The following is a 26,832-nucleotide window of genomic DNA, read 5'->3' as shown; positions in this document are numbered from 1 at the left end:
AAAAATGAATTTTGATGTAGATTTTTTATGAATAATAGACAAGGTTTTGGTGGCATGGAGGAAAAGAGTATGCTATAATGTGCATAAGAATTTGAAAGTTTAGGGAGGTAACTTTCTGATGGGAGAGAAATTACAGTTTACAGAGCTTGACCAGTATCTCTTTGGTCAGGGAACCCATTATGATGTTTACAGAAAGCTTGGCGCACATCCTGTGAAACAAGGGAAAAAAGAAGGTGTTTATTTTGCAGTATGGGCACCTAATGCGCAAGCTGTTTCTGTAATTGGAGAGTTTAATGACTGGAATGAACAGGCTGCTCCAATGAAAAAGGCAGGTCCGATCGGTGTATTTGAGACATTTGTCCCTGGAGCGAAGATTGGACAGCTGTATAAGTTTTTTATTGTAGGAATGAACGGGGAGCATATTTATAAAGCTGACCCTTATGCAAATGAGGCAGAATTAAGACCGGGAACGGCATCCAGAATCACGGATATCGGGGATTACAAATGGAAAGATACCACCTGGATGAAGAATCGTCAGAAATTTGACGAGACTAAGGATGCCATGGCGATCTATGAGGTACATCCTGGCTCCTGGATGAAGCATCCGTCTACAGAGGAGAATGAGAAAGGCTTTTTCAATTACAGGGAACTGGCGGTGAAGCTTGCCCAGTATGTGAAGGATATGGGCTATACACATGTGGAGCTGATGGGGATTGCAGAGCATCCCTTTGACGGTTCCTGGGGATATCAGGTCACCGGTTATTATGCGCCTACTTCCCGCTATGGAACACCCCAGGATTTCAAATATCTGGTAGATTATCTTCACAGACAGAAAATCGGGGTTATTCTGGACTGGGTGCCGGCACATTTTCCCAAGGATGCCCATGGACTGGCGAATTTTGACGGAACTGCAGTTTATGAGCATGCAGATCCCAGACAGGGAGAGCATCCGGACTGGGGAACCAAGATCTACAATTATGGCAGACCGGAGGTAAAGAACTTCCTGATCGCAAATGCTCTGTTCTGGATCGAGGAGTGTCATGTGGACGGTCTTCGTGTGGATGCCGTTGCATCCATGCTGTATCTGGATTATGGAAAGAATGATGGTCAGTGGGTAGCCAATAAATATGGCGGAAATCAGAATCTGGAAGCAATTGAGTTTTTTAAGCATCTGAATACAGTGGTTCTTGGAAGAAACCATGGTACTGTGATGATTGCAGAGGAGTCTACCGCATGGCCGAAGGTTACAGGTAAGGCAGAGGATGACGGCCTTGGATTTTCCCTGAAATGGAACATGGGCTGGATGAATGACTTCCTGGAATATATGAAGCTGGACCCCTATTTCCGTAAGTTTAACCATAATAAGATGACTTTCTCCATGACATATGCTTACAGTGAGAAATATGTGTTAGTAATCTCCCATGATGAGGTGGTTCATCTGAAGAAGTCTATGCTGGAGAAAATGCCAGGTGAGCTAGATGATAAGTTTAAGAATCTGAAGGCTGCTTATACATTTATGTTCTGCCATCCGGGCAAGAAGCTTTTATTTATGGGGCAGGAATTCGGTCAACTTCGAGAGTGGAGCGAGGAGAGAGAACTCGACTGGTTCCTTCTTGGGGAAGAGAAGCATCGGGATTTGAAGGATTTTGTGCAGACATTGCTGAAGATGTATCGCAAATATCCTGCGCTCTATGGAACGGATACGGATCCGTCTGGCTTTGAGTGGATCAATGCAGATGACGGGGACAGAAGTATTTACAGCTTCGTAAGGAAATCCCCTACAAAAAGAAATAACCTTCTGGTAGTATGCAATTTCACTCCTGTAGAACGTCCGGATTACCGTGTTGGTGTGCCGAAGAAGAAACAATACACACTGGTTCTGGATGAAAACGGACAGACTGCGAAGAAGGTATTTAAGGCAGAAAAGCAGGATTGTGACAATCGTCCGTTCTCCTTTGCTTATCCGCTGCCAGCTTACGGGGTTGCTGTGTTCCAGTATTAGAAGCTGCCAAATTCCGCAAGGAACAATTCTCACAGACAATTTTCAGATTGCTGTGATAATTTAGTATTAAAAATACCCAAAGAATGGGGCAAATTCGGGTTTTGTTTGTGACTGTTGGGGATTTTTTCCCAGAAGGTGAAAAACCTGTTGCTATTTGGAAAAAGTTGAGATATAATGAGCCCGAACAAAAAGAAATGGAAAAAGTTGTACATGTTGAAAGGAGAATATTGACATGAAGGTATCTAATATTAAAGACATTCAGAAATTTTTTGATGTAGTAGACAGCTGCGCTGGTAAAGTAGAGCTTGTAACTGGCGAAGGTGACAGACTGAACCTGAAATCTAAATTATCACAGTATGTATCTCTTGCAAACATCTTCTCTAACGGTGAGATTCCGGAGCTTGAGATCGTTGCATATGAGAAAGAAGACATTGATAAGCTTATGCACTTCATGATCAACGGCTGATTTGCATAAAACTGTGAAATTGGGATAAATATATTAGGGGATGTGACTTGGTCATGTCCCCTTTTTCTGGCATAATAGAAAGGGGAATACAAAATGGTAAAGATTGACATTATCTCCGGTTTCCTTGGAGCTGGTAAGACAACTCTTATTAAGAAACTGCTGAAAGAAGCATTTGAAGGTGAGCAGGTAGTTTTGATCGAGAATGAGTTCGGTGAGATTGGTATTGACGGGGGATTCCTGAAAGATGCCGGAATCGAGATCCGTGAGATGAACTCCGGATGTATCTGCTGTTCTCTGGTTGGAGATTTTGGTGCTTCCCTGAAGGAAGTTGTAGAGAAGTATCATCCGGACCGTATCCTGATCGAGCCATCAGGTGTTGGTAAGCTTTCCGACGTTATCAAGGCTGTACAGGGTGTGGAAGAGGATGTTGATATTCAGCTGAACAGCTACACTACAGTTGTTGATGCCAAGAAATGCAAAATGTATATGAGAAACTTCGGCGAGTTCTTTGACAATCAGGTTCAGTATGCAGGCGCGATTATCATGAGCCGTACCGATATTGTAGACGAGAAGAAAGCAATGGAGTCTATGGAGCTTCTTCGTTCTATCAATGAGAAGGCAGCTATTATTACCACTCCGATTGAGAAGCTGGATGGAAAGAAAATCCTGGAGGTTATGGAGCATCCGGTATCTCTGGCGGATGAGCTGCTGAAAGAGGAGCATGAGCATCATCATCATGCCCATGATGATGAGTGCGGTTGCGGACATGACCACGATCACGAGCATCATCATCACGACCATGATGACGAATGTGGCTGCGGACATCATCATGATCATCACCATCATCACGCAGACGAAGTATTTACCAGCTGGGGACGTGAGACTATTAAGAAGTTTACAAGAGAAGGGCTTGAGAAAATGCTGGAGAGCCTTTCCGCTTCTGAAGAGTATGGCGTGATCCTTCGTGCTAAGGGAATGCTTCCGGCAGAGGACGGAACATGGATCTACTTCGATATGGTTCCGGAAGAAACTGAGATCCGTGAAGGTTCACCGGAGTACACCGGACGTCTTTGCGTAATTGGTTCCAAGTTAAATGAAGAGAAACTGGTCAAGCTGTTCGGCGTAGCTTAATGATTGACATATAAACGGGATAAAAGACTTTTGGTAAGCTTATTTGTTGCTGTTTATAAGCGATATATGCGAACGTACTGCTTTTAATTAAGAAAAATACAGGGAGGTTTCTGTAAATGGATGAAATTACAGTACCGATTTATCTCATAACCGGCTTCCTGGAAAGCGGCAAGACCTCTTTCCTTAGCTTTACCCTCCAGCAGGATTACTTCCGTACAGAGGGAAAGACACTTCTCATTCTCTGCGAAGAGGGAGAGGAAGAGTACGATGAAGAGGCTCTTGCAAAAGATAATGTTGTAGTTGAGGTTATTGAGAAAGAAGAAGATTTTACACCGGAGCGCCTTCAGGCACTGGATATTATCCATCAGCCGGAGCGTGTGGTTATGGAATATAATGGAATGTGGCTGGTAAGCAAATTTGAGGAGATGAAGCTCCCGGCAGGCTGGGGAATTGAACAGCACATTACCTGTGTAGATGCAAGCACATTCCAGGTATATATGCAGAATATGAAATCCATTTTTATGGATATGGTTCGTAATGCGGATATGGTTGTGTTTAACCGCAGCAAGAAAGAATATCCTCTTGCAAACTTCCGCAGAAGCATTAAGGTTGTAAACCCAAGTGCAGAGGTTATTTTTGAGGACGAAGAAGGCGAGATGACGGATATTTTCGCAGATCAGATGCCATTTGACCTGGATGCAGAGATTGTAGATATTCCGCCTGAAGATTACGGAATCTGGTTTGTAGATGCTATGGATCATCCGGATCGCTATGTGGGAAAAACTCTTCGCTTTAAGGCTCGTGCAAGACGTCCGAGAGGTATGGGCAGCAAGTTCTTCATTCCGGGACGTACTGCCATGACCTGCTGTGCAGATGATACTTCATTCCTGGGATATATCTGTAAGAGTGCATATGCACCGAAGCTGAAGCCCGGCGAGTGGGTTGAGGTGACTGCCAAGGTTGCCTTTGAAAACCGTTCTGAGTACCAGGGCGAGGGAATTGTTCTTTATGCAGAGAATGTGACCCCGTGCGAACCTCTGGCTGATGAGATGGTTTATTTCAACTAATTTGATGATACCAGTGTCAAAAGGTCAAAAAGCTGTTCGTGCTTGCACGATAAGGCTTTTGAACTTGGGACACGCCAAATATGAGAAAGTAGCGATTTACGCAGTAAATCAGCGGATTTCGAATATTTGGAGGATTGCGGGAGCAGCGTAGCTGCGTAGCAATCCGGGTATCAAATGAGTGTCAAAAGACCTTTTGACACTCATATCATTCGATAATAAATGAAAGTCATCTGTTTTATGCTATTGGCTAAGCAGGTTGCGGCAGTGATTACGGGGCTGTGGCTGACCAGAGCTTTGGAATTGCTGTGGAGGACTTTCGTAGTAGAATAAGGAAAATAAGATTATGTATTTAGTTGTTGGACTGGGAAACCCCGGGAAGCAGTATGAGGCGACCCGCCACAATATGGGTTTTGATACGATCGACGTGCTTGTGGAACGTCATAAGATTCCGCAGGGCGGCGTAAAATTTAATGCTATGTACGGTTCCGGATTCATCGGAGGAGAGAAGGTAATCTTTATGAAACCTTTGTCCTTTATGAATTTAAGCGGTGGTCCGGTACAGGAGATGGCTGCTTATTTCAAAATCGATCCGGAGAGTGAGCTGATCATTATTCAGGACGATATTGATCTGGAGCCGGGACAGCTTCGTATCCGGAAGCAGGGCAGTGCAGGCGGCCATAATGGTCTGAAGGACATTATTGGCAGACTTGGCACACAGAAATTCATGCGTGTAAAAATTGGTGTAGGAGCCAAACCAAAAGGATGGGATCTGGCAGACCATGTGCTTGGCCGTTTTTCATCCGGGGACCGCAAGCTCGTGGATGAAGCAATTGAGTTTGCAGCAGACGCTGTAGAAAAAATCATAACAGATGGTCCGGATGCGGCGATGAATGAATACAACCGAAAGAGGGTTACTGAGTAACAAAGGAAGTCCAGCAACAAGCTGGGCTTCTTTTGCCCCTGGAGCGTCCCCCAAAAGCTTTGTGAAAATTATGACGTGCAGATAGCTTGCAGGAATGGTTTCATGTTTTGGGTGGGCTCTGAGGTGCGGCTTTTGAGAAAAGGAGGAAAGCCATGCTTTCATTTACCCAGCCCCTGAAGGGGATGGCAGAATTTGAAGAAATAGAGAAAAGCCTTGAGAAAAATCAGGGCATTGTGCAGATCACAGGCTGCCTGGAATCCCAGAAGGCACATCTGATCCATGGGCTTTCCGGCAAAACACCTATGCGCCTTGTGATCGCAGGAGATGAGCGCCAGGCTAAGGAAATCTTCGAGGACTTGCGCTTTTATGACAAAAATACCATGTTTTACCCGGCGAAGGATCTTCTCTTTTTCCAGGCAGATATTCAGGGAAATCTGTTGATCCGCCAGAGAATGTGTGTGGTAAAGGCACTTCTGGAGCAGAAGGAACTGACTGTGGTTACCAGCATTGACGGCTGTATGGACTATCTGATGCCCCTGGAAGAAATCGGGAAAAAGGTGCTTCATTTCTATTCTGACAGCGTGATCAACATGGATGTACTGAAAAATACCCTTGTGCAGCTTGGATATGAACGCGTAGGACAGGTGGAAATGCCGGGACAGTTTTCTGTGCGCGGTGGTATAGTAGATATTTATTCCCTTACAGAAGATAATCCATGGAGAATTGAGCTGTGGGGAGATGAAGTGGATTCTATCCGAAGCTTTGACGCAGAGAGTCAGCGCTCTCTGGAAAATCTGGATGAGATTGCCATTTATCCGGCTGTGGAGTGGAATGATGGCAAAAAGATGGTATCTTTTGTGGATTATTTTCCCAAAGAAAAAATGCTTCTGTTTCTGGATGAACCCAACCGTATTCTGGAAAACGGACTGGGCGTGGAGGAAGAGTATGCCGCCAGCCGCACACATCGCGAAGAAAAAGGGGAAAAGAACCTTCCGGTTCAGTGGCTTTGTGAATTTTCCAAGGTTCAGAAAGAACTGAATAAACTTCGTGCAGTGTCGTTGTCGGCATTGGAGCCAAGAGGCGTGGAGTGGAATTTTGCCTCGGAGAAATACAATCTGACGGTGCAGAGTGTAACTTCTTATAACAGCAGCTTTGAGCTTCTGGTGGAGGATCTGAAAAAGTATAAGAAAAAAGGCTACCAGATTGCCTTGCTTTCCGGTTCCAGGACAAGGGCGGAGCGTCTGGCGAAGGATTTGCAGGAGCATGAGCTGAATGCTTTTTACGGTTCAGATTATGACCGTGTGATCAATCCAGGGGAAATTATGGTCCTCTATGGACACGCCCGGAAAGGCTTTGAGTATCCACTGATCAAATTTGCGGTGATCACAGAGTCCGATATTTTCGGTCAGGAGCAGAAAAAAAAGAAAAAGAAAAAAGTCTACAACGGCAAGCGGATCCAGGATTTTGCAGAGCTGTCTATCGGGGATTATGTGGTCCATGAAAAGCATGGACTGGGAATTTACCGTGGAATTGAAAAAGTTGAAGTAGATAAGGTCTTAAAAGACTATATCAAGATTGAATACCGTGACGGAAGCAATCTGTATATTCTGGCGACGCAGCTGGATGCGCTGCAGAAATATTCCGGCGCAGATACAGCCAGGGCACCGAAGCTGAACAAGCTGGGAACCCAGGAGTGGAATCGCACGAAGTCCAAGGTAAAGGGCGCTGTCAAAAATATCGCCAAAGAGCTGGTGGAGCTTTACGCTGTGCGTCAGGAAAAAGAGGGGTATGTGTGTGGCCCGGATACAGTGTGGCAAAAGGAATTTGAGGAAATGTTCCCATATGAGGAGACAGAGGATCAGCTGAACGCCATTGAGGATACCAAGCGGGATATGGAGAGCACCAAGATCATGGATCGTCTGGTGTGCGGAGATGTTGGATATGGTAAGACGGAGGTTGCTCTTCGCGCAGCGTTTAAAGAGGTGCAGGAGAGCCGGCAGGTTGTTTACCTTGCCCCAACTACCATTCTGGCGCAGCAGGTGTACAACACCTTTGTCCAGAGAATGAAGGAGTTTCCGGTGCGCGTGGATCTGCTTTGCCGATTCCGTACACCTGCCCAGCAGAAAAAGACTTTGCAGGATCTGAAAAAAGGACAGGTAGACGTTGTGATCGGTACTCACAGAGTTCTTTCTAAGGATGTGGAGTATAAGAATCTGGGGCTTCTGATCGTTGACGAGGAACAGCGTTTCGGTGTTACCCATAAGGAGAAAATCAAGCAGCTGAAAAAGGATATTGATGTTCTGACTCTGACTGCGACTCCCATTCCACGAACCCTTCATATGAGTATGATCGGAATCCGTGACATGAGTGTGCTGGAGGAGCCGCCTATGGATCGTATGCCGATCCAGACTTATGTAATGGAGTATGATGAGGAGACTGTCAGGGAAGCTATCGGAAGAGAGCTGCGAAGAGGCGGCCAGGTTTATTATGTTTATAACCGGGTTACAGATATTGATGAGGTTGCCCTGCGGATTTCCAAACTGGTGCCGGACGCAAGGGTGGATTTTGCCCATGGACAGATGAGCGAGAGAGAACTGGAACGGGTTATGTACGATTTTATCAATGGGGACATTGATGTGCTGGTTTCCACTACTATTATCGAGACAGGACTGGATATTTCCAATGTAAATACCATGATCATCCATGATTCTGACAAGTACGGACTTTCCCAGCTTTATCAGCTGCGAGGCAGGATCGGACGTTCCAACAGGACGGCGTATGCGTTTCTGATGTACCGAAGGAACACCATGCTTCGGGAGGTGGCGGAAAAACGACTTTCTGCTATCCGTGAGTTTACAGATTTGGGAAGTGGATTCAAGATCGCCATGCGTGACCTGGAGCTTCGTGGCGCGGGAAATCTGCTGGGAGCACAGCAGCATGGTCATATGAACGCAGTGGGCTATGACCTTTATTGCAAAATGCTCAGTGAGGCGGTCAAGGAAGCAAAGGGAATCCATACTATGGAGGACTTCGAGACTACCATTGATCTGAATATGGATGCTTTTATTCCGGATACCTACATCAGCAATGAATTCCAGAAGCTGGATATTTATAAGCGCATTGCAGGGATTGAGTCCCAGCAGGAGTATGATGATATGCTGGAAGAACTGATCGACCGGTTTGGGGAGCCGCCGAAAGCAGTGCTGAATCTGCTAGCTATTGCAAGACTGAAAGCACTGGCACATCAGGGCTACATTACGGAAATCAAGCAGATGCAGCGTGAGATCAGGATCACCCTTTACAAAAATGCACATCTGAACCCGGAAGGAATTCCGCCGCTGGTTGCCAAGTACCGCAGACAGCTGCAGTTTAAACCGGATAAAGAGCCGAAGTTCCTGTTTGCACCAGTGGGGGATATTGTGCAGGCGCTGACGGTGTTTGCAAAGGAACTGATGGAATTGGTGGAAGAGGAAGGAAAGAGCGAAAAGTAGTAGACGGCTGGGCTGTTGAATGCTTTCGGATATTTTGATTTAAAGTAGTCTCTGGGTGGGGAAGATCCGATGGAAATTCGCGAAAATTGTGTGAATTCTATCAGATTTTCCCCTTTCTACTTGCCCTCATGGGAAAAAAGTTTTATACTCTTATTAGCGTGTCCGCATTGGGAAATCATGCTGGCTGTGCGTGGTGACTAAGCGGCACATCAGTGAAAGGGTAATTGGTGATCAATATGAAGAAAATCGTGAAGAACACAACCGTAGTGGCATTAAGTGGCGTAATGGCAATTGGAATGCTTTCCGGATGTGGAAGTAAGTCTATAGATGGAGAGAAGACCGTTGCAACTGTAGATGGCACAGACATTCCTATGGGTGTTGTAAGTCTGTATGCACGTGAGTCACAGGCACAGACGGTTGCTATGTATAAGAGCTTTATGGGAAGTGCAGGAAATATCTGGAGCCAGGTAGTAGATGAGGATGCTGGTACTACATACGGTGAGCAGGCTGTAGGACAGTTCCTGGAGCAGGTTGAGCTGATGTACATCATGAAGGAGAAGGCAGCTGATTACGGTGTTGAGGTTACTTCTGATGATGAGACTGCTATTGCAGATGCAGCAGCACAGTTTATGCAGGACAATGACGAGGACACTCTGAAGGAGCTTGCTGTTTCCGAAGACCAGGTTAAGACTCTTCTGGAGCTTGAGACTTACCGTCAGAGAATTTACGATCCGATCCGCAATGAGGCTGAGGTTAACATAACGGATGAGGAGGCACAGCAGTCTTCTTTCAGCTATGTAAGTATTTCCATCAGTGGAGATGACCTTACCGATGATGATATTGCTACCCGCAAGGAGCAGGCACAGGAGATCCTGGATAAGATGAAAGAGGATCCGACAGCAGACATGGGCGAGACAGCCAAGGCTGTTGATGATACTTACAGCGGACTGACCGGAACTATTTTCACAAATGACAGTGATGATGAGGATATTTCCAATTCTTATGATGACGCTGTTGTAGAAGCGCTGAGAACTCTGAAGGACGGCGAAGTTTACGGCGAGCTGGTTGAGACTGATAGCAGCGTATACGTGCTTCGGATGGACAAAGTAAATGACGAGGATGCAACCGCTTCCAAGAAAGAGTCCCTTGAGAACACCAAGCGCAGCGAATACTACTCCGAGACAACTCAGAAATGGCTGGATGATGCTGATATTACTGTAAATGATAAGGTGCTTTCTACTTTGACAATTACAGATGAGCACAGTTTCACAATTAAAGAGACTACAGCGGATACAAGTGAAGATGCAGCAGCAGATACAACAGATGCTACTGAGGATACTGCTTCTGAGGATGCCGAGGCAGCAGATGAAAGCGATGATGCTGATACTGCTGAGACAGATGCTGCAAAGAGCGACAGCGCAGAGGAAGCTGATACTACAGACAGCGCTGACAGTACAGACGAGACTGCAGAAGCGAACAGTGCAGACAGCAAGGCCGAGGACAGCAGCGAGAGCGCTGATTCTGAGGAGAACGCAGAGGATACTGCAGAAGAGACAACTGAGGAGAACTAAAAGTGAGATAAAGACCGAAACTTGTTATATCGTATGTATTGCAAAATGTTTTCTGAAAGAATTGAGATTATATAAAGTGGAGAAAATGATAAAAGAGCCTGCCTGGGGTGATTCGGGCGGGCCCTTTGTCTATACAAAGTAAAATACTTATGAAAAAAAGCTTTTCGCTACAAAGTAAGGTTTGAGAAAATGCAGGTACAGCAGATTGAACATGTGGATAACAATTACACAGGGGGACAACATGAAAAAGATACTTCTTATTGCAACCGGGGGGACCATTGCTTCCAAATATACAGCAGAGGGGCTGGCACCGCAGATTTCTGCAGATGAGCTGTTGGAATATATTCCTGAAGCCCGGGAATTCTGCACCATTGATACCGTTCAGCCTTTTGCCCTGGACAGTACCAATGTGTGCGCAGACCATTGGCTGAAGCTGGCCAGACTGATCGAATCCAAATATGAATTTTATGATGGCTTTGTGCTTTGCCATGGAACGGACACTATGGCATATACGGCTGCTGCTTTGTCTTATCTGATCCAAAATAACCGCAGACCTATCGTGATTACCGGTGCACAGAAACCTATTGATCTGGCAATTACAGATGCACGTTCCAATCTTCTGGACAGTCTCCGCTTTGCCTCTCACGACCGCGCTCATGGAATTTCCATTGTGTTTGGGGGAAAAGTGATCGCAGGAACCAGAGCAAAGAAGGAATTTTCCAAAAGCTACAATGCCTTTTCCAGCATTAATTATCCGGATATTGCATCCATTCACGATCAGAAGATCATTTTTTATATTGATGACAAAGACCAGTCCACCAAGCCACTGGTGTTTTATCATGAGATGAATCAGAAGATTTTTCTGCTCAAACTGATTCCAGGGATTGACGGGAAAGTATTGGATGCTCTTTTTCCATCTTATTCCGGACTGATCATTGAATCCTTCGGTGTAGGCGGTCTGCCTCATTACGAAAATGATAATTTTATAGATGCGATCGCGCATTGGATTGAAGCTGGCAAGCCTGTGTGTATGGCGACCCAGGTTACCCATGAGGGAAGTGACATGGAAGTTTACCAGGTTGGAAAAGTCATCAAGGAACGGTTCCCGGTGCTGGAGTCTTATGATATGACGCTGGAGGCGTCTGTGACGAAAATGATGTGGGCGCTGGGACAGACACGGGATATGGAGAAGTTTAAGGAGTTATTTTATACGACCATTAATCATGATTTATTGTTTCTGTAAGTAAGTCTTGAAATTTTCTGGAGTGTTAAGCTAAAATAAAAAAGCTGAAATCATAGAGCTGATAATACTTTCAGAGAATCTTTATGAATGGAGAGCAAGGCAACAGACTCAAATTCATATCAGAGATGGGATATCGGTTTTGAAAACATATTTTCTGGAATACTGGAGGACATATATAAATGAACAAAAAAGAAATTTCTGAAATCAAGAAACAGCTGACACCAGCCAACTGCAACATTACCAGAATTTGTGGATGCTATGTGGATGCTGAAAAGAATAAAAAAACAGAACTGAAAGAAGCATTCCTTTCCCTTTCGGAGGAAGAAATGTTCAAATATTTTGAAATATTCAAGAAAACCCTTTCTGGTACTCTTGGAAAGAACCTGATGAATATGGAATTCCCACTGGCAGAGGAAAAAGAGGGCGGCAAACACGAATTTCTCATGAAGCTCCGCGCCAGTAAACTGAAGGATGACGCTTTAATCGAGAGCTTTTATGACAAAATTATTGAAAATTACGATTATCCGGAAAATTACTACATAATCCTGGTACACGCTGTGTACGATATCCCGGGAAGAACTTCAGATGGAATCGATATGGATGATGCTTCTGAAGAGATTTATGAGCACCTTCTTTGCAGTATCTGTCCAGTGAAGCTGTCTAAAGCAGGTCTTTGCTACAATGCGGAGGCAAATTTGATCCAGGACCGTATCCGTGACTGGATCGTGGAAATGCCAGAGAACGGCTTCCTTTTCCCGTTATTTAATGACAGAAGCACAGACATCCACGGCATGCTCTACTATTCTAAGAATGCAGAGCAGCTTCATGACATTTTCGTGGACGAAGTGTTTGGATGTACAGCACCGCTTTCCGCAGGCGGACAGCGTGATTCTTTCAACATGCTGGTGGAGGAAACCCTTGGTGACGACTGCCAGTATGACACCGTTATTGGAATCCATGAGAAATTGAACGAGATCATTGAAGCACAGAAAGATTCCCCAGACCCGGTTGTGCTCACTCAGTCTGAGGTGAAACGTCTCTTTGAGGACTGCGGTGTAGAAGACGAGAAACTGGAAACTTTTGATAACCAGTATGAGGCTGTAGCCGGTGAAAAAGCCACCATGGTAGCCTCTAATATTACCAATACCCGTAAATTCGAGATCAAAACTCCGGATGTAGTGATCCATGTTGAACCAGATAAAGTGGAACTGGTGGAGACCAGGATCATTGACGGCCGCAAGTGTCTGGTGATTCCTATGGAAGACGTAGAGATCAACGGAATCCGTGTGCGGATGGGCGGGGAGAGCAGTGAGGAATCCGAGGAAGAGTTTGAGTAATATTCTTGGTTGTGATAAAATTTTTTTGCCGAATATGAAATATAAAAGGCTTGTTGTAAAAGAAATAGTTGTAAAACAAATAGTTTTAAAACAGGAAGGATGCAATTCTTGGCGAGTTGCATCCTTCCTGTTTTTGCCTGGATGAGGGTTTCATAATGGGGGCATGCAAATTGTGGGAATGATTTTGGGGCGTAATCTGGAATTAAGAATATCAGAAGTAAAACCTAAATAATTCTACGATTGTAGAAAAAGTGATTGACATTTAATTTCTACAGATGTAGTATATAACCAACTTCTACAAAAGTAGAAAATGAAAGGGGATTTTACTATGAAAATGAAACTGGTTAAAATGATAGCACTTATGGCGGCGGTGACATTAAGTGGTTGTTCAGCTGGAACTTTAGAAAATACCGGAAATTCTGCCTCTGATTCTGCTGCAAATATAGTATCTTCAAATAAAAAGGCTTCTTCATCCACGAAGGGATCAAATACTGTAAGTTCCATTGGTACGGCAGGTAATACTGCAAGTGGTGCAGCAGGTAATACCGCAAATAGCACAGCAGGTAATACTACAGGTGGCGCGGCAGGGAATACCATAGCCAGTACAGCATGTATTACAAGATGCCAATGGAAACGGTGTGACAGTTACAGAAACAACTAATGGAGATTATTACTATATGGATGATAATGGTACTGGTTATATTGACAACGGCGACGGAACCTGGACGGATGAGAATGGGAATAGTTATACAGAATAAGAGGAGGGATGCGGCTGAAAGTTTTTTTCAAAAAGGTGTCAGGCTGTGTACCATTCTCGGGCTATAGAAATGTGGTGTTTGGCTTTTTTAGTCATACACCCTTTTTTCGTATTAAAGACTGGCAAAAATCCTCAGTGGAATAAATCGCAGTGCTGTGTTAATATAGAAGAAAATTGTTATTGTTTATTGGTAACGCAAAATCGCAGAAAGGACGGCTGTCTTATGGGAATCTACCTGAATCCGGGGAATAATAAATTCAAAAGAGCGGTGAATTCGGATATTTACGTGGATAAAACAGGATTAATAAAATATACAAATAGTATTGTCGATACGCTGCAGTCCTGTGTATGTGTCAGCAGACCAAGGCGTTTTGGAAAGTCTATGGCAGCAGATATGCTTACGGCTTATTACAGTAAGGGCTGTGATTCCAGAGAACTCTTTTCCGGTTTGGAAATTGCCAAGGATGAAAGCTTTGAGGAACATTTGAATAAATACGATACCATTTTTCTGAACATGCAGGAATTTTTGAGCAGAAGTTCAAATGTGAAGGAATTGTTGGAGAGAGTAGAAGGCAAAGTAATCCGCGAATTGAAGAAACAGTACCCTGATGTGGAATTATATGACGAAAATGATCTGGCGGAAACTATGCAGGATATTTTTGCAGAAAGTGAGTGCCCTTTTATAGTTATTATTGACGAGTGGGATTGTATTTTCCGGGAGTTCAAACATGATAAGGCTGCGCAGGAGATTTACCTTGATTTTCTGCGTGATCTGCTTAAGGATAAAGAATACATTTATCTTGCCTATATGACGGGAATTTTGCCAATAAAGAAATACGGAACCCACAGTGCACTGAATATGTTCGATGAATTTTCAATGATTGATCCGGGCCCCTTGGCTGAATATGTAGGTTTTACAGAAAAAGAAGTAGAAGCACTTTGCCAGAAGTATCAGATGGATATTAATGAGATCAAAAACTGGTATGATGGTTATTCTTTTGAAGAAGTAGAATCTGTATACAGCCCGAAGTCGGTTGTGAGCTGCATGCGCCTTGGAAAACTGGGAAATTATTGGAATCAGACAGAGACTTTTGAGGCATTGCAGATTTATATTGATATGAATTTTGAAGGACTCCGGGATGATATATTAAGTATGATTGCCGGAGAAACAGTACCAGTGAACACCAGAAGCTTTACAAATGATATGACAACTTTCAGAACAGAGGATGATGTACTTACACTGTTGATTCACTTGGGCTATCTGGGGTATCGTTATGCAGATAAAACAGTTTTTATTCCAAATGAGGAGATTCGTTCCGAATATGTAAGCGCTATTGCTGTGTCTGATTGGGGTGAAGTTTCTAAAGCATTAAAAAATTCAGCAGATACATTGCAAGCCATATGGCAGGGAAGAGAAGAGCAGGTCGCAGAGGGCATTAGGCAGGCGCACTTTGAAACATCTCATCTCCAATATAATGACGAAAATGCGCTTAGCTATACCATTTCGCTTGCACTTTATGCAGCACGTAATTTTTACACAGTACACCAGGAACTCTCAGGGGGAAAAGGCTTTGCAGATATTGTTTATGTTCCAAGAAAGCGCTTCTTAGATAAACCAGCATTGGTAGTTGAATTAAAATGGGATAAAAACGCAGAAGGTGCAATCCAGCAAATTAAGGAGAAAGAATACTGTCGCAGTCTGGAAGAATACAAGGGAAACTTGCTGTTAGTCGGAATTAATTATGATAAGAAAACACAGGTGCATACCTGTAAAATAGAACAATACAGAAAAGAGGAATCCATATGACTCTGGCACAACTTCGTTACGCGATTACGGTGGCGAATTCCAATTCTATGAATGAAGCTGCCCGGAATCTTTTTATATCACAGCCCAGTTTGTCCTCAGCAATCCGTGAACTGGAGGAGGAAATCGGAGTGGAGCTTTTTCGCAGGACCAACCGTGGAATTTCCGTAACCCCTGAAGGCGAGGAATTCTTAGGCTACGCCCGCCAGGTGGTAGAGCAGTACGAGCTGATCGAATCCAAATACGTTTCCAAGGAACATACCAAGAAGAAATTCAGTGTTTCCATGCAGCACTACACCTTCGCAGTAAATGCTTTCGTGGAAATGGTGAAGCAGTTCGGAATGGACGAATACGAATTCGCCGTCCACGAAACCCGCACCTACGACATCATCACCGACGTAAAAGACTTCAAAAGCGAGATCGGTATCCTTTACCTGAACGACTTTAACCACAAAGTCCTTGAGAAACTTTTCCACGAGTTCAATTTGGAATTCCACCCAATTCTGGAATGCAGCATCTATGTCTACATGTGGAAAGGCCATCCCCTTGCCGACCGCGACCTGATCACCCTGGAAGACCTTCGCGAGTACCCCTGCCTCTCCTTCGAGCAAGGCACCTACAACTCCTTCTACTTCGCCGAAGAAGTCCTGAGCACCTACGAATACAAACGCCTTATCAAAGCCAACGACCGCGCCACCCTCCTGAACCTGATGGTAGGCCTCAATGGCTACACCCTCTGCTCCGGAATCATCTGCGAAGAACTAAACGGCTCCGACTACTGCGCCGTGAAGCTTGACTCCGACGAGGTCATGACCATCGGCTACCTTGCAAGAAAAGGCACCACGATCAGTAAGTTAGGACAGAAGTACCTGGAAGAAATTGCCAAATACAAAGACAAAGCATTACGATAATCCACATACTTACATAAACTTCCATTTGGAACTAAAGCTGAACCTAACCACCCACTACACCCCCCCCACTTTCAGTTTGGGCGGAAACAGCGCAGCGCCTTCCCGCCCAAACGTCCGCTGCGCTCAACTGCCCAACATCCAGTACACAGCCAGTGGGGGAGGGATAAATCTAAGCGAGCCATTTAAGGAGCGCCCTTAGTGGCGGTGAGATCCATGACTTACGGAGACTTATGCGAGAGGGCTCTCCCGAGCGCATTAGTCGCAGTTAGTCATTAGCTCACCAGAACGTTGCGACGGCGAGCGTGATTTATCCCTCCCCCGCTGGCGTCCACTTTAGCTATAGCTTTACCCTATAACTAGCCCTAACTTTTATGAATTAACACTTTTACTCCAATTGTGTTATAGTAACCATATCGACGATGAAACACCACTTAAAGGAAAGAGGAAAGACATGTCTTCAATATTAATCCAAGATGTGAGCAAAACCTTCGAAACCAAAGACGGTTCCGTACAAGCCCTGAACCACGTAAGTCTCTCCATTGAAACCGGAGATATCTACGGAATCATCGGAATGTCCGGTGCAGGAAAAAGTACCCTGGTACGATGTATGAACTTTCTTGAAGTACCATCCGAAGGAAAAGTTTTGATAGACGGAAAATCCCTCAGCGAATTTTCCCCCAAAGAACTCCGCAAAGAGCGAGAGAAAATAGGAATGATTTTCCAGCATTTCAACCTGCTCATGCAGAAAAACGTACTGGAAAACGTCTGCTTCCCACTGTACATTCAGGGGAAGAAAAAAGCCGAAGCAAGAGCAAAAGCCCTGGAGCTTCTGGAAATCGTAGGACTGGCAGACAGAGCGAAAGCCTATCCCGCACAGCTCTCCGGTGGACAGAAACAAAGAGTGGCAATCGCCAGAGCCCTGGCCTCCGATCCGCAGATCTTACTTTGCGACGAAGCCACAAGCGCCCTGGATCCCCAGACCACATCCTCCATACTTGAACTTTTGCAGGACATCAACCAGAAATTTGGAATCACCATCGTGATCATTACCCACCAGATGTCAGTTGTCCGTGAGATTTGTACTCATGTGGCAATTATGAAAGACGGTGAAGTAAAAGAACAAGGCCTTGTAGAAGAAATCTTCAGCCACCCGAAATCACAGGTTGCCAAAGAACTGATCAGCAAGGACTCTGGAAACGACGTAGAAAGCAAAAAGCTTACCCAGTCCGAAATTCAGGACGGCGAAATCGTTCGAATCGTATTCTCTGAGAACTCCGCATTCGAACCAGTAATCGCAAACCTTATATTAACCTTCCACGAACCTGTAAACATTCTGAAGGCAAACACCAAAAACGTAGGCGGTGTAGCCAAAGGAGAAATGATCCTCCAGTTCATGAGCGACAGCACCAATGTACCGGAGATGAAGAAATTCCTTACAGAACGTGGACTTGAGATAGGGGAGGCGAACTGATTATGTGGACGAAACAAGTAACCGATATGATAATCGCAGGTGTAGGGGAAACATTATACATGACCCTGTTTTCCACCTTCTTCGGATATGTATTTGGAATGCCCCTTGGAATCCTGCTGAAAGTATCCGACAAAGAAGGCTTGCGGCCAAATGCAGTACTATATAAGATCCTGGATGTGATCGCAAATATTTTCCGAAGCATCCCATTCCTGATCCTGTTGATCCTGCTCATTCCATTCACCAGATTTCTGGTAGGAAAAAGCTATGGAACCACAGCCACCATCGTACCCCTTACCATTGCGGCAATCCCTTTTATCGGACGAATGGTAGAGTCTTCCTTAAATGAGGTAGACCCGGGAGTTATCGAGGCTGCAAGATCCATGGGAGCAAGCAACCTTCAGATCGTATTTAGGGTAATGCTGGTAGAAGCAAGAACATCCCTGATCTCAGGAGCTACCATTGTAACAGGAACTATCCTTGGTTACTCCGCAATGGCAGGAACTGTAGGAGGAGGCGGACTTGGAGACATTGCAGTCCGTTACGGATACAACCGCTGGCAGACAGACATTATGCTGGTGACAGTTATCCTTCTGGTAGTACTGGTACAGATTTTCCAGACTATTGGTATGTTGATCGCCAACAAGCTGGATAAAAGAAAATAAATCAAAAAATGATTGTAATGTAGAAACTAAATATATTTTTAAAAAAAGAGGAGGAACTTTATTATGAAAAAATTAATCGCAGCAGCACTCACAGGAGCATTAGTACTTGGAACCGTTGGAACATCCGTTGTTTTCGCAGCAGATGATGACAAAACCATTACAGTAGCAGCATCCGAGACACCACATTCCGAGATCCTTGAAGCAGCAAAACCGATCCTTGAGGAAGAGGGATACGACCTTGAGGTAACGGTATTTGATGATTATGTACAGCCAAACGAAGTTGTAGAGAGCGGCGATTTCGATGCAAACTACTTCCAGCACATTCCATATCTGAACAGCTTCAACGAGGAAAAAGGAACTCACCTTGTAAATGCAGGCGGAATCCACTACGAGCCCTTTGGAATTTATCCTGGAACAAAGTCCAGCCTTGATGATATCGCAGATGGCGACACAATCGCAGTACCGAACGATACCACAAACGAGGCAAGAGCACTTCTTCTTCTCCAGGACAACGGAATTATCAAACTGAAAGACGGTGCTGGCCTTGAGGCAACTGTAAACGATATTGAGGAGAACCCATACAACGTAGAAATCGTTGAGCTTGCAGCTGAGCAGGTAGCACGTGTTGCAGAAGAGACTTCTTACATTGTCCTTAACGGAAACTATGCACTTCAGGCTGGTTATTCTGTATCCAAAGATGCACTTGCATATGAGACCTCTGATTCCGAAGCTGCCAAAACATATGTAAACGTAATCGCAGTAAAAGAAGGAAACGAGAACAGCGACAAGATCAAAGCTCTTGTAGATGTATTAAAATCTGACGAGATCAAAGACTTCATCAACGAGAAATATGACGGAGCCGTTATCCCATTCGAGGATAGCGATGACGCAGAGGCTGAGGACACAGAAGCAGCAGATGCTGACGAGAGCGCAGATGCAGAAGCTGACACAGCAGACGAGGCAGCTGAGGAGACAGACGCTGAATAATCTGTAAAAATTAAACAGGATTTTATTAAGAGAGTGATTATAAATCGGATTGAAATGCATTGGAAAAGATACATTTCAGTCCGATTTTTGCCTGTAAAAAAAAGAAGTGTCCAATATATAGAACAGCACATAATTATGGAAAAGGGTGACCTGCAGCCCTCTGCAAAAACAGTTGAAAAACCTTATAAAATCTGCTATTATAAAAACGAATTTTTTAGGTATCGAGGTGAGGCCAAGTGAAAAAAAACGAATGTGCGAACCGGTTTGTCTGCCTGTTTTTCAGTGTGGCAGTTGCGGTTTTGTGTGTGCTTTTTGCAGGCATGGAAGCGAAGAGCATTATGCATGTTTACGATCTGAAACCGGCCTCAGCTTCTTTGATTTCACCAGAGCTTTCCAGAAGCACCCAGACAAGTGCAGAAGAATTGACAGGACTTCGGCAGGTGTCTGTAAGGCTGGAGGCGGACCAGCGTCTTCGTCACAGGTCAGGCGTGGAAACCCAGGTGCTCATCATGCTGGCAGTTCTGCTGGCGAATACCGTATTTTATAAAGCAAAGAAACGTCTGCTGACCAGAAATGATGCTGATGGCAGACGATTTATCATCTGTTACATCCATCATCAGGACGGACAGAAACACTGAAGATCATATACCATTGTTTCATATTGCTGATTGCTGCAATTGTTTTCATTATGAGCAAAGCATTGCAGTGGAGAGCAATTATTTTCCATGTAAACAAACGTATATGATTGGAGGTATGACACTATATGTTACTTAATATTTTTATAGGAGTAATGATTGTTGCAGCCATTGCTGTCGGTATCTGGATGGCATGGTTTGACAGTCATGGAGGAAAGAAATGATAGCACAGATTTTTGCAGTAGTAATTTTCCTGGCGATGTTCATTCTGATCATCACAGAAGTATGGGAAAGACATATTGTTACGCTGGGATGTGCGCTCCTTACATTGATTCTTGTATTTGGAATCTGTATGCACAGCCCCTCAGCAATTATTGAAACACTGAACATACATAGTATTTTTTCACCGGGATTCTGGCACACAGCAGGTGAAGCAAGCGAAGCTTCTGCTGGAATCAACTGGGAAACTATCGTGTTCATCGCTGGTATGATGATCATGGTAGAAGGCATGGCAAACTCCGGATTTTTCCGCTGGTTATGCATGAAGATCGCGAAATTGGTTAAATACCAGATCATCCCGATCTTTATCACATTTATGCTCCTGTCCTTTGTACTTGCTATGTTTATCGATAGTATCACCGTAATCCTGTTCCTTGCAGCGGTTACCGTAGAACTGTCACAGCTGCTGAAATTTAATCCGGTACCAATGATCCTTGCAGAGATTTTCTGCGCCAACCTTGGTGGATCTGCAACCATGTGCGGAGATCCGCCGAACATTATCATTGGAACATCACTTGGATTTTCCTTTGCAGATTTCGTGACAAACACAGGTCTGATCGCGGTGATCGCACTGGTACTGGTTGTAATCTATTTCTACTTTATTTTCCGCAAAGAGCTTACTGAAAATGCGGGAAAAATTGATCCGTCTACCTTGCCGGATCCGGAAGAAGCAATTGTAAGCAAGAAGGGCTTCACCATCAGCTGTGTGATCTTCCTCTGCGCTGTTGTCCTTCTGGTAACACATTCCCAGACAGGACTTACCGTATCCTGTATCGGTGTATTTATCGCAGCAGTGACACTGATCACTTCCGGAAAAGATGCTTTGGATCTTCTGAAAAAGGTTGATTACAAGACACTGCTGTTCTTCGTAGGACTTTTCGTAGTTGTTGGTGGTCTGGAGCAGACTGGAATCCTTACCATCCTGGCCGGATTTATTGGCAAGGTCAGCGGTGGCAACCTGAAGGTAATGATCGCCATTATTATCTGGGTATCTGCTGTCGCAAGTGCATTTATTGATAATATTCCGTTTGCAGCTACCATGATCCCGGTTATTGACAGTCTGGCAGCCGCACAGGGAATTGATATTTCCATTCTGGCATGGGCTCTTGCAATGGGTACTGACATCGGTGGAAGCGCAACCCCAATTGGAGCTTCTGCAAACGTAGTCGGTATCGCAACAGCAGCCAAGAGCGGTCATATGATCAAATGGGGAAAATACTGCAAGGCAATGGCACCTGCCACGATCCTGGTTGTCCTCGTTTCCATGCTGATGATTTATGCAAGATATTTATAATGCCATAAGGGGGAATGCAGAACTGTCAATTATCGGAGAAAAGGCAGTGCCAGGGATCTGGCATGCCATGAATAAATGACAGTTGGTCTTGCCCGCTTTTAATGGCATTTTATCCGGAAAAATCCGTGAAACAAGGACGGATTTCTCTGGTTAGAAGGGAGGATACCATGAAAACACAAAAACAGGTGATCATTTCCATCGGACGAGAGTTCGGAAGCGCAGGCCATGAAATTGCAGAGCGAATCGCCAAGCGCTATGGACTTTCTTTATACGATCACAATCTTTTACGCGAGGTGGCAGACAGCCATAACGTAAATCCAGAAGAACTGGAAATCTTTGATGAGATGAAGCACAACAAATTTCTTTACCGTACAGTGAAAGGAATGAGCAGTTCTCCGGCAGACAATGTAGCTATGATGCAGTTCAATTTTCTTCGGGAAAAGGCTGAAAAAGGAGAATCCTTTGTAGTTGTAGGACGTTGCTCTGAGACAATCCTGAAGGATTATGAGGGCCTGATTTCCATCTTCATTATTGGAGATATGGATCAGAAAATTGCCCGTGTAGCCCGTCTTTACGGAAAAACCGATAAAGAAGCTGAGCGTTTCATCAAAGAGAAAGACAGAAAGAGAAAGAAATATCATGACAGCCACTGCAAGACCAAATGGTCTGAGCCGCACGTCTATGATCTGAGTCTGAACAGCAGCACTCTTGGCGTGGAGGGAAGCGTTGAATTTCTTTCATCCTATATTGACAAAAGGATATCAAAAATGAAATAATAAGCTTAATGACAAAAGGTTCTGCCAGGACGCATACAGGTGTCAGGGCGGAACCTTTGTGGTTTTTGTGACCGTAGTCAGTAAGAGTAGTCAGAAATAGTTCTGATGTTGGGAAGGTGCTACCCTAAAGCCACGAACTCTCATTTATCCAGGAGGAAAATTTATGTTCACTGATGACGAAAAAGACTACATTATGCGTATGATCAAAGAGATTGCCCGTGTCCTTGCCAGTGTCATGCTTGGGAAAAAATATGTCCAGGTGGAATTGCCGGTAGAATCCAAATACCAGATTTCCGGAGACAAGCTTTACCATATGAAAACCATGGTGGACAGAGGCGAGATCAACGAGGCAGAGAACGAACTTCTTGACCGGATCGATTACGCTGACAAAGAAGCTCTGGCAGAAGCTATGTTTTTCTACGAATATGCTGCATCCAAAGGGGATGAATTTCTGGAAGCGCACAACTATTCCCTGGAGGAAATAAGGGATGGGATCCAGCAGCTGGCAGAAGATGCAGGATATGGAAATATTATAAATATGCTTGATATAAAATAGAATCTCTTGTGATATATGAAATACTGCGATTTTATTAAGTCTGCTCCCAAAAGTATTTTTGCCAAGTGGGAGCGCCATAGGCGTGGAACAGCTGGCTTTCCTATATGGAGATGTCGCCGACAGGCGGCATGTCCGTTTAGAGTGAAATTGTGATCACGCTTAAAATGATGAGGAGATTATAAGATGTTTCTTGAAAAAAACAGAGACCGGATAGAAAAAGACTTTGAAGATTTTTCCAGGGAACTGCCAGGAAAAGCGGAAGAAATAAAGAAGAGAATGGAAGCACTAAGTCCTGATATTGTGATCGGAATGAAATATCTGTACAGCAATATGCCCTACAGCGATGTGGGAAACTATACCTTTGACACTTATCTGGATTATGTGCAGCAGGGAATTTATCTCTGGGAAAATTCCCCTTATGTAAAGAATTATCCAGAGCTTTATTTCCTGAATTACGTGCTTTTTCATCGGACAAATGATGAAGAAATCAAACCATGCCGTACCTATTTCTGGGAAAAAATAAAGGATAAGGTCCAGGGGAAGACCATGGTGGAAGCTGCACTGGAAATCAATCACTGGTGTGCGGGAGAAGTGATGTACCAGGGAACGGACATGCGTACCGGCTCCGCACTGGAAATTTACAGAAGCGGTGTAGGCCGCTGTGGTGAGGAAGCCGTCTTTGTGGTAAATGTAATGCGAAGCGCCGGAATCCCTGCAAGACCGGTGTATGTGCCAAGATGGTCCCATTGTGATGACAACCACGCCTGGGTAGAGGTCTGGTGCGATGGCGACTGGCATTATCTGGGAGCTTGCGAGCCAGAAGCTGTTCTGGACAAGAGCTGGTTTACCAATGCAGCATCCAGGGCCATGATGATCGGTTCCAGATGGTATGACCGTGCTATGCCAGATGAAGAAGTGATCGGAAAAGATGGAATGAACCGGATCGTCAATCTTCTTGGGAAATATGCCAAAACCAGGTGGATCACTATTACAGTGGAAGATCTGGATGGAACTCCGGCAGCTGGGGCAAAAGTACGGGCTGAGGTAATGAACTATGGGGAATTTTCCCCGATTGCAATAATGGAAGCAGACAAAAATGGCTGTATTTCCTTTGAAACCGGTTTTGGAAGCCTGCTGATCTGTGCTGTTTATGATGGTGCTTACGGGGAAAAGGTAATCGACACAAGAGAGGACGACCATTTTACCTGTACTCTTGGTGAGGAATATGAAGATGAGCTTTGGGTGGATTTTGACATGAATGCACCGGAGGATACCGGCAGAATAAGCTGGAATATTACCCAAGAACAGGAAGAAGAGAATAATCGCCGGATTGCCGCTGAGGCAGAACACTGCCGACGTAAGATTGAGAAATTCCAGCCGCTGTGGAAGCGCTGCCTTTTTGGACATACCATGAAGGAAGTGGAGCCTATGATGGCTGTTTTGTCTGAGAAAGACAGAAGGGATGCTTTTCCAGAAGTGCTGGAGGGCCATTATCAGGAGGCCTCGGTTTATCGCGAATTTAATCCAGATGAGATTTACATTCCATATGTATGGAATCCCCGCGTGGAAAATGAGGTTCTTACCAGGTGGAGAAAGAAGATCCTGGGCTATTTTGACAAGGGGCAGAGGGATGCCTTTGAAGCAGATCCCAAGAGCATCTGGACCTGGATCGAAGAGAACATTTCAGTCCGCAATGACAAAGAGCGCCTGACTGCATACACCACTCCTGGTGCAGCACTGGAGCTTGGAATTGCCGGAGAGAAATCCCACAAGGTGCTTTTCGTGGCAATCGCCAGAACTCTGGGAATCCCGGCACGTCTGAATCCTGCTGATGGAGCTATTGAATATTGGGATGGAATGAGGTTTGTAGCAGTATTGGAAGAGAGCCGGAAGGAATCCCATCTTACAGTCTTCGCCGGGGAAAAAGGGGACTGGAATTATTTCCAGAACTGGACCATTGCGGTGACAGACGGAAGAGGATACCTTACCCTGGATTTCAGCGACCGCAAGTGGGAAGCTGGAAAACTGGAATTGGATATTATGCCGGGAGATTACCGGATCCTGACTGGAAACCGTCTGCCAAATGGAAACATTCTGGGAAAAAGATACGATTTTCATATTGAAAAAGATGAGACGAAGCGGGTGGAACTGGAGCTTCGGGAGTATTGTCTGGAGGAAATGTTCAACCGTCATTCCATTCCGGATTCCAAGCTGACCGATCGGGCTGGAAATCAGGTGCTGGTGTCCAAATTGACGGGAAAAATAAGCGGAGACGCTGCCAAATGTGAGAATGGCATAGCTGAACGAGGCATCCTCTTCTGGCTGGAAGAAGACCGTGAGCCTACTGTGCACATTCTTAATGAAATAATGGAATTGAAAGAAAAATATGAAAAAATACAAAAACAGATTATATTTATCCTTCGCAGCGAAGAATCTTTAAAGAATGCTACTCTGGTGAAATGTCTGGAACTGCTCCCTGAAATTCAGGTGTACTTCCACGATTTCGGCAAGGACAAGGAAATGACCGCCCGCCGCATGTACGTAGATTCCGGGAAGCTGCCGCTTATGACCATTACCGAGGGCCAATGCCAGGGTATCTTTGCAGCAGCTGGATACTCCGTGGGTATGGCAGATATGTTGGTGAGGATTTTTGAGGCATGAACCGGGATCAGATCAAATACGTAGCCATGTTTACCATGCTATTAAACCATATTGCAAACGTTTTCCTGGAACCAGGTACCTTCCTTTTTGAGGTGATGGTGGACGTGGGGTATTTTACCGCTATTACCATGTGCTACTTCCTGGTAGAAGGCTACGGCTACACCCGCTCCAAAGAGAAATACGGCAAACGGCTTCTGCTGTTTGCCCTGATTTCCGAAATCCCCTTCTGTCTTGCATTTACAGAAGAAGGAACCATCAGTTTCGTAAGCATGAACATGCTATTCACTCTTTTCCTGTGCTTCCTGATTCTCTATGCAATGGAAAAAATCCCTTCAGGAACCCGGCAGACACTCTGCATCTTGGGCCTGGTATTTGCCTCCGCCTACAGCGACTGGGCCTTTCTTGCCCCTATCTTCACCTATTGGTTCGCAAGCTGTGGCCTCCGGGATGCACAGGGGAAAATGCTGTCAGCCGGCGGCCGGAATGCTGATCAGAAAAGCCATCTGGCTGGCGGCCAGAATCCTGAACGAAAAAAACTTTTATGGAAGGTTTTCAGAAAGGCAATGCTGTTCTTTGGTCTGTTAAACCTTGTAGAAAACATGGAGCAGACCACTCCTGCCAGGGCTGTTATCCAGTCCCTCGGCGCCACCGCCGGAATTCCGCTCTCAGCACTTTGCATCATCTATCTCTACAACGGAAAGCGCTCCGAAAAACATCGAACCTTTTCTAAGTGGTTCTTCTACATTTTTTATCCGGCACATTTGCTAATATTAGGTATATTGAGAATTGCTATTTAGTGGATTAAAAGT

General features: G+C 44.8%; 21 protein-coding genes. All 21 read left to right on the top strand.

Annotation, left to right across the window (positions count from 1 at the left end; all coding sequences use genetic code 11):
* Nucleotides 1-118: 118 nt before the first annotated feature.
* The 21 genes from glgB (at nucleotide 119) to PGQ38_RS00005 (ending at nucleotide 26,820) form a co-directional block, all read left to right on the top strand.
* Nucleotides 119-2,002: a 1,4-alpha-glucan branching protein GlgB gene (gene glgB, locus PGQ38_RS00105; RefSeq protein ID WP_204452436.1), complete on the top strand. Its 1,884-nt coding sequence runs from the start codon at nucleotides 119-121 to the stop codon at nucleotides 2,000-2,002.
* Nucleotides 2,003-2,234: 232 nt separating this feature from the next.
* Entirely contained in the window at nucleotides 2,235-2,468 is a 234-nt protein-coding gene (locus tag PGQ38_RS00100) for a polya polymerase (RefSeq protein ID WP_118577545.1), read from the top strand.
* 93 nt (nucleotides 2,469-2,561) lie between these two features.
* Entirely contained in the window at nucleotides 2,562-3,599 is a 1,038-nt protein-coding gene (locus PGQ38_RS00095) for a CobW family GTP-binding protein (protein ID WP_270430463.1), read from the top strand.
* Nucleotides 3,600-3,715: 116 nt separating this feature from the next.
* Nucleotides 3,716-4,666, top strand: coding sequence for a TIGR03943 family putative permease subunit (locus tag PGQ38_RS00090; protein ID WP_148461569.1), 951 nt, complete (start codon nucleotides 3,716-3,718; stop codon nucleotides 4,664-4,666).
* A gap of 343 nt (nucleotides 4,667-5,009) precedes the next feature.
* On the top strand, nucleotides 5,010-5,588 hold the full coding sequence (gene pth / locus PGQ38_RS00085; protein WP_118583700.1) for an aminoacyl-tRNA hydrolase: 579 nt from the start codon (nucleotides 5,010-5,012) through the stop codon (nucleotides 5,586-5,588).
* A gap of 152 nt (nucleotides 5,589-5,740) precedes the next feature.
* Complete coding sequence (gene mfd, locus PGQ38_RS00080; RefSeq protein WP_270430462.1) at nucleotides 5,741-9,079, top strand: transcription-repair coupling factor; 3,339 nt, start codon at nucleotides 5,741-5,743, stop codon at nucleotides 9,077-9,079.
* Nucleotides 9,080-9,315: 236 nt separating this feature from the next.
* Complete coding sequence (locus PGQ38_RS00075) at nucleotides 9,316-10,650, top strand: FKBP-type peptidylprolyl isomerase (protein ID WP_270430460.1); 1,335 nt, start codon at nucleotides 9,316-9,318, stop codon at nucleotides 10,648-10,650.
* Nucleotides 10,651-10,891: 241 nt separating this feature from the next.
* On the top strand, nucleotides 10,892-11,893 hold the full coding sequence (locus PGQ38_RS00070) for an asparaginase (RefSeq protein ID WP_118583704.1): 1,002 nt from the start codon (nucleotides 10,892-10,894) through the stop codon (nucleotides 11,891-11,893).
* Nucleotides 11,894-12,072: 179 nt separating this feature from the next.
* Entirely contained in the window at nucleotides 12,073-13,230 is a 1,158-nt protein-coding gene (locus PGQ38_RS00065) for a DUF4317 domain-containing protein (protein ID WP_118583706.1), read from the top strand.
* A gap of 328 nt (nucleotides 13,231-13,558) precedes the next feature.
* On the top strand, nucleotides 13,559-13,891 hold the full coding sequence (locus PGQ38_RS00060; RefSeq protein ID WP_270430458.1) for a hypothetical protein: 333 nt from the start codon (nucleotides 13,559-13,561) through the stop codon (nucleotides 13,889-13,891).
* Between the two features lie 319 nt (nucleotides 13,892-14,210).
* Entirely contained in the window at nucleotides 14,211-15,794 is a 1,584-nt protein-coding gene (locus PGQ38_RS00055; protein ID WP_270430456.1) for an AAA family ATPase, read from the top strand.
* Entirely contained in the window at nucleotides 15,791-16,702 is a 912-nt protein-coding gene (locus tag PGQ38_RS00050) for a LysR family transcriptional regulator (protein WP_118583712.1), read from the top strand. The genes PGQ38_RS00055 and PGQ38_RS00050 overlap by 4 nt, the downstream gene beginning before the upstream one ends.
* 451 nt (nucleotides 16,703-17,153) lie before the next feature.
* Nucleotides 17,154-18,173, top strand: coding sequence for a methionine ABC transporter ATP-binding protein (locus tag PGQ38_RS00045; protein WP_117849364.1), 1,020 nt, complete (start codon nucleotides 17,154-17,156; stop codon nucleotides 18,171-18,173).
* 2 nt (nucleotides 18,174-18,175) lie between these two features.
* Complete coding sequence (locus PGQ38_RS00040; protein WP_173715778.1) at nucleotides 18,176-18,835, top strand: methionine ABC transporter permease; 660 nt, start codon at nucleotides 18,176-18,178, stop codon at nucleotides 18,833-18,835.
* Nucleotides 18,836-18,898: 63 nt separating this feature from the next.
* On the top strand, nucleotides 18,899-19,822 hold the full coding sequence (locus PGQ38_RS00035; protein ID WP_187565173.1) for a MetQ/NlpA family ABC transporter substrate-binding protein: 924 nt from the start codon (nucleotides 18,899-18,901) through the stop codon (nucleotides 19,820-19,822).
* A 236-nt stretch (nucleotides 19,823-20,058) separates the two neighbouring features.
* Nucleotides 20,059-20,460 carry a hypothetical protein gene (locus tag PGQ38_RS00030; RefSeq protein ID WP_195477273.1) on the top strand — a complete coding sequence of 134 codons (402 nt, stop codon included), beginning with the start codon at nucleotides 20,059-20,061 and terminating at the stop codon, nucleotides 20,458-20,460.
* Nucleotides 20,461-20,677: 217 nt separating this feature from the next.
* Complete coding sequence (locus PGQ38_RS00025) at nucleotides 20,678-22,030, top strand: ArsB/NhaD family transporter (protein WP_187565172.1); 1,353 nt, start codon at nucleotides 20,678-20,680, stop codon at nucleotides 22,028-22,030.
* Nucleotides 22,031-22,197: 167 nt separating this feature from the next.
* A complete protein-coding gene (locus PGQ38_RS00020) occupies nucleotides 22,198-22,806 on the top strand; it encodes a cytidylate kinase-like family protein (protein ID WP_195477275.1) in 609 nt (202 codons plus the stop codon).
* A 163-nt stretch (nucleotides 22,807-22,969) separates the two neighbouring features.
* Nucleotides 22,970-23,362, top strand: coding sequence for a DUF6483 family protein (locus PGQ38_RS00015; RefSeq protein WP_118583724.1), 393 nt, complete (start codon nucleotides 22,970-22,972; stop codon nucleotides 23,360-23,362).
* Between the two features lie 183 nt (nucleotides 23,363-23,545).
* On the top strand, nucleotides 23,546-26,023 hold the full coding sequence (locus PGQ38_RS00010) for a transglutaminase family protein (RefSeq protein ID WP_270430453.1): 2,478 nt from the start codon (nucleotides 23,546-23,548) through the stop codon (nucleotides 26,021-26,023).
* Nucleotides 26,020-26,820 (top strand): TraX family protein, encoded by an 801-nt coding sequence (locus PGQ38_RS00005; protein ID WP_270430451.1) that lies wholly within the window; start codon nucleotides 26,020-26,022, stop codon nucleotides 26,818-26,820. The genes PGQ38_RS00010 and PGQ38_RS00005 overlap by 4 nt, the downstream gene beginning before the upstream one ends.
* Nucleotides 26,821-26,832: the final 12 nt, after the last annotated feature.

Source organism: Blautia faecis, from assembly GCF_027662325.1.
GTDB classification, from domain to species: domain Bacteria; phylum Bacillota; class Clostridia; order Lachnospirales; family Lachnospiraceae; genus Blautia_A; species Blautia_A faecis.
Note: the sequence above shows the minus strand (reverse complement) of the source record. Positions and strands in the feature narration are given on the sequence as shown.

Bases quoted from the DNA above. Each gene is read 5' to 3' on its own strand.
- PGQ38_RS00070 (WP_118583704.1), top strand. From the start codon at position 10,892: ATGAAAAAGATACTTCTTATTGCAACCGGGGGGACCATTGCTTCCAAA.
- PGQ38_RS00075 (WP_270430460.1), top strand. From the start codon at position 9,316: ATGAAGAAAATCGTGAAGAACACAACCGTAGTGGCATTAAGTGGCGTA.
- mfd (WP_270430462.1), top strand. From the start codon at position 5,741: ATGCTTTCATTTACCCAGCCCCTGAAGGGGATGGCAGAATTTGAAGAA.
- PGQ38_RS00095 (WP_270430463.1), top strand. From the start codon at position 2,562: ATGGTAAAGATTGACATTATCTCCGGTTTCCTTGGAGCTGGTAAGACA.
- PGQ38_RS00005 (WP_270430451.1), top strand. From the start codon at position 26,020: ATGAACCGGGATCAGATCAAATACGTAGCCATGTTTACCATGCTATTA.
- PGQ38_RS00055 (WP_270430456.1), top strand. From the start codon at position 14,211: ATGGGAATCTACCTGAATCCGGGGAATAATAAATTCAAAAGAGCGGTG.
- PGQ38_RS00045 (WP_117849364.1), top strand. From the start codon at position 17,154: ATGTCTTCAATATTAATCCAAGATGTGAGCAAAACCTTCGAAACCAAA.
- PGQ38_RS00025 (WP_187565172.1), top strand. From the start codon at position 20,678: ATGATAGCACAGATTTTTGCAGTAGTAATTTTCCTGGCGATGTTCATT.
- PGQ38_RS00035 (WP_187565173.1), top strand. From the start codon at position 18,899: ATGAAAAAATTAATCGCAGCAGCACTCACAGGAGCATTAGTACTTGGA.
- pth (WP_118583700.1), top strand. From the start codon at position 5,010: ATGTATTTAGTTGTTGGACTGGGAAACCCCGGGAAGCAGTATGAGGCG.
- PGQ38_RS00090 (WP_148461569.1), top strand. From the start codon at position 3,716: ATGGATGAAATTACAGTACCGATTTATCTCATAACCGGCTTCCTGGAA.
- PGQ38_RS00040 (WP_173715778.1), top strand. From the start codon at position 18,176: ATGTGGACGAAACAAGTAACCGATATGATAATCGCAGGTGTAGGGGAA.
- PGQ38_RS00015 (WP_118583724.1), top strand. From the start codon at position 22,970: ATGTTCACTGATGACGAAAAAGACTACATTATGCGTATGATCAAAGAG.
- glgB (WP_204452436.1), top strand. From the start codon at position 119: ATGGGAGAGAAATTACAGTTTACAGAGCTTGACCAGTATCTCTTTGGT.
- PGQ38_RS00010 (WP_270430453.1), top strand. From the start codon at position 23,546: ATGTTTCTTGAAAAAAACAGAGACCGGATAGAAAAAGACTTTGAAGAT.
- PGQ38_RS00060 (WP_270430458.1), top strand. From the start codon at position 13,559: ATGAAAATGAAACTGGTTAAAATGATAGCACTTATGGCGGCGGTGACA.
- PGQ38_RS00050 (WP_118583712.1), top strand. From the start codon at position 15,791: ATGACTCTGGCACAACTTCGTTACGCGATTACGGTGGCGAATTCCAAT.
- PGQ38_RS00065 (WP_118583706.1), top strand. From the start codon at position 12,073: ATGAACAAAAAAGAAATTTCTGAAATCAAGAAACAGCTGACACCAGCC.
- PGQ38_RS00020 (WP_195477275.1), top strand. From the start codon at position 22,198: ATGAAAACACAAAAACAGGTGATCATTTCCATCGGACGAGAGTTCGGA.
- PGQ38_RS00100 (WP_118577545.1), top strand. From the start codon at position 2,235: ATGAAGGTATCTAATATTAAAGACATTCAGAAATTTTTTGATGTAGTA.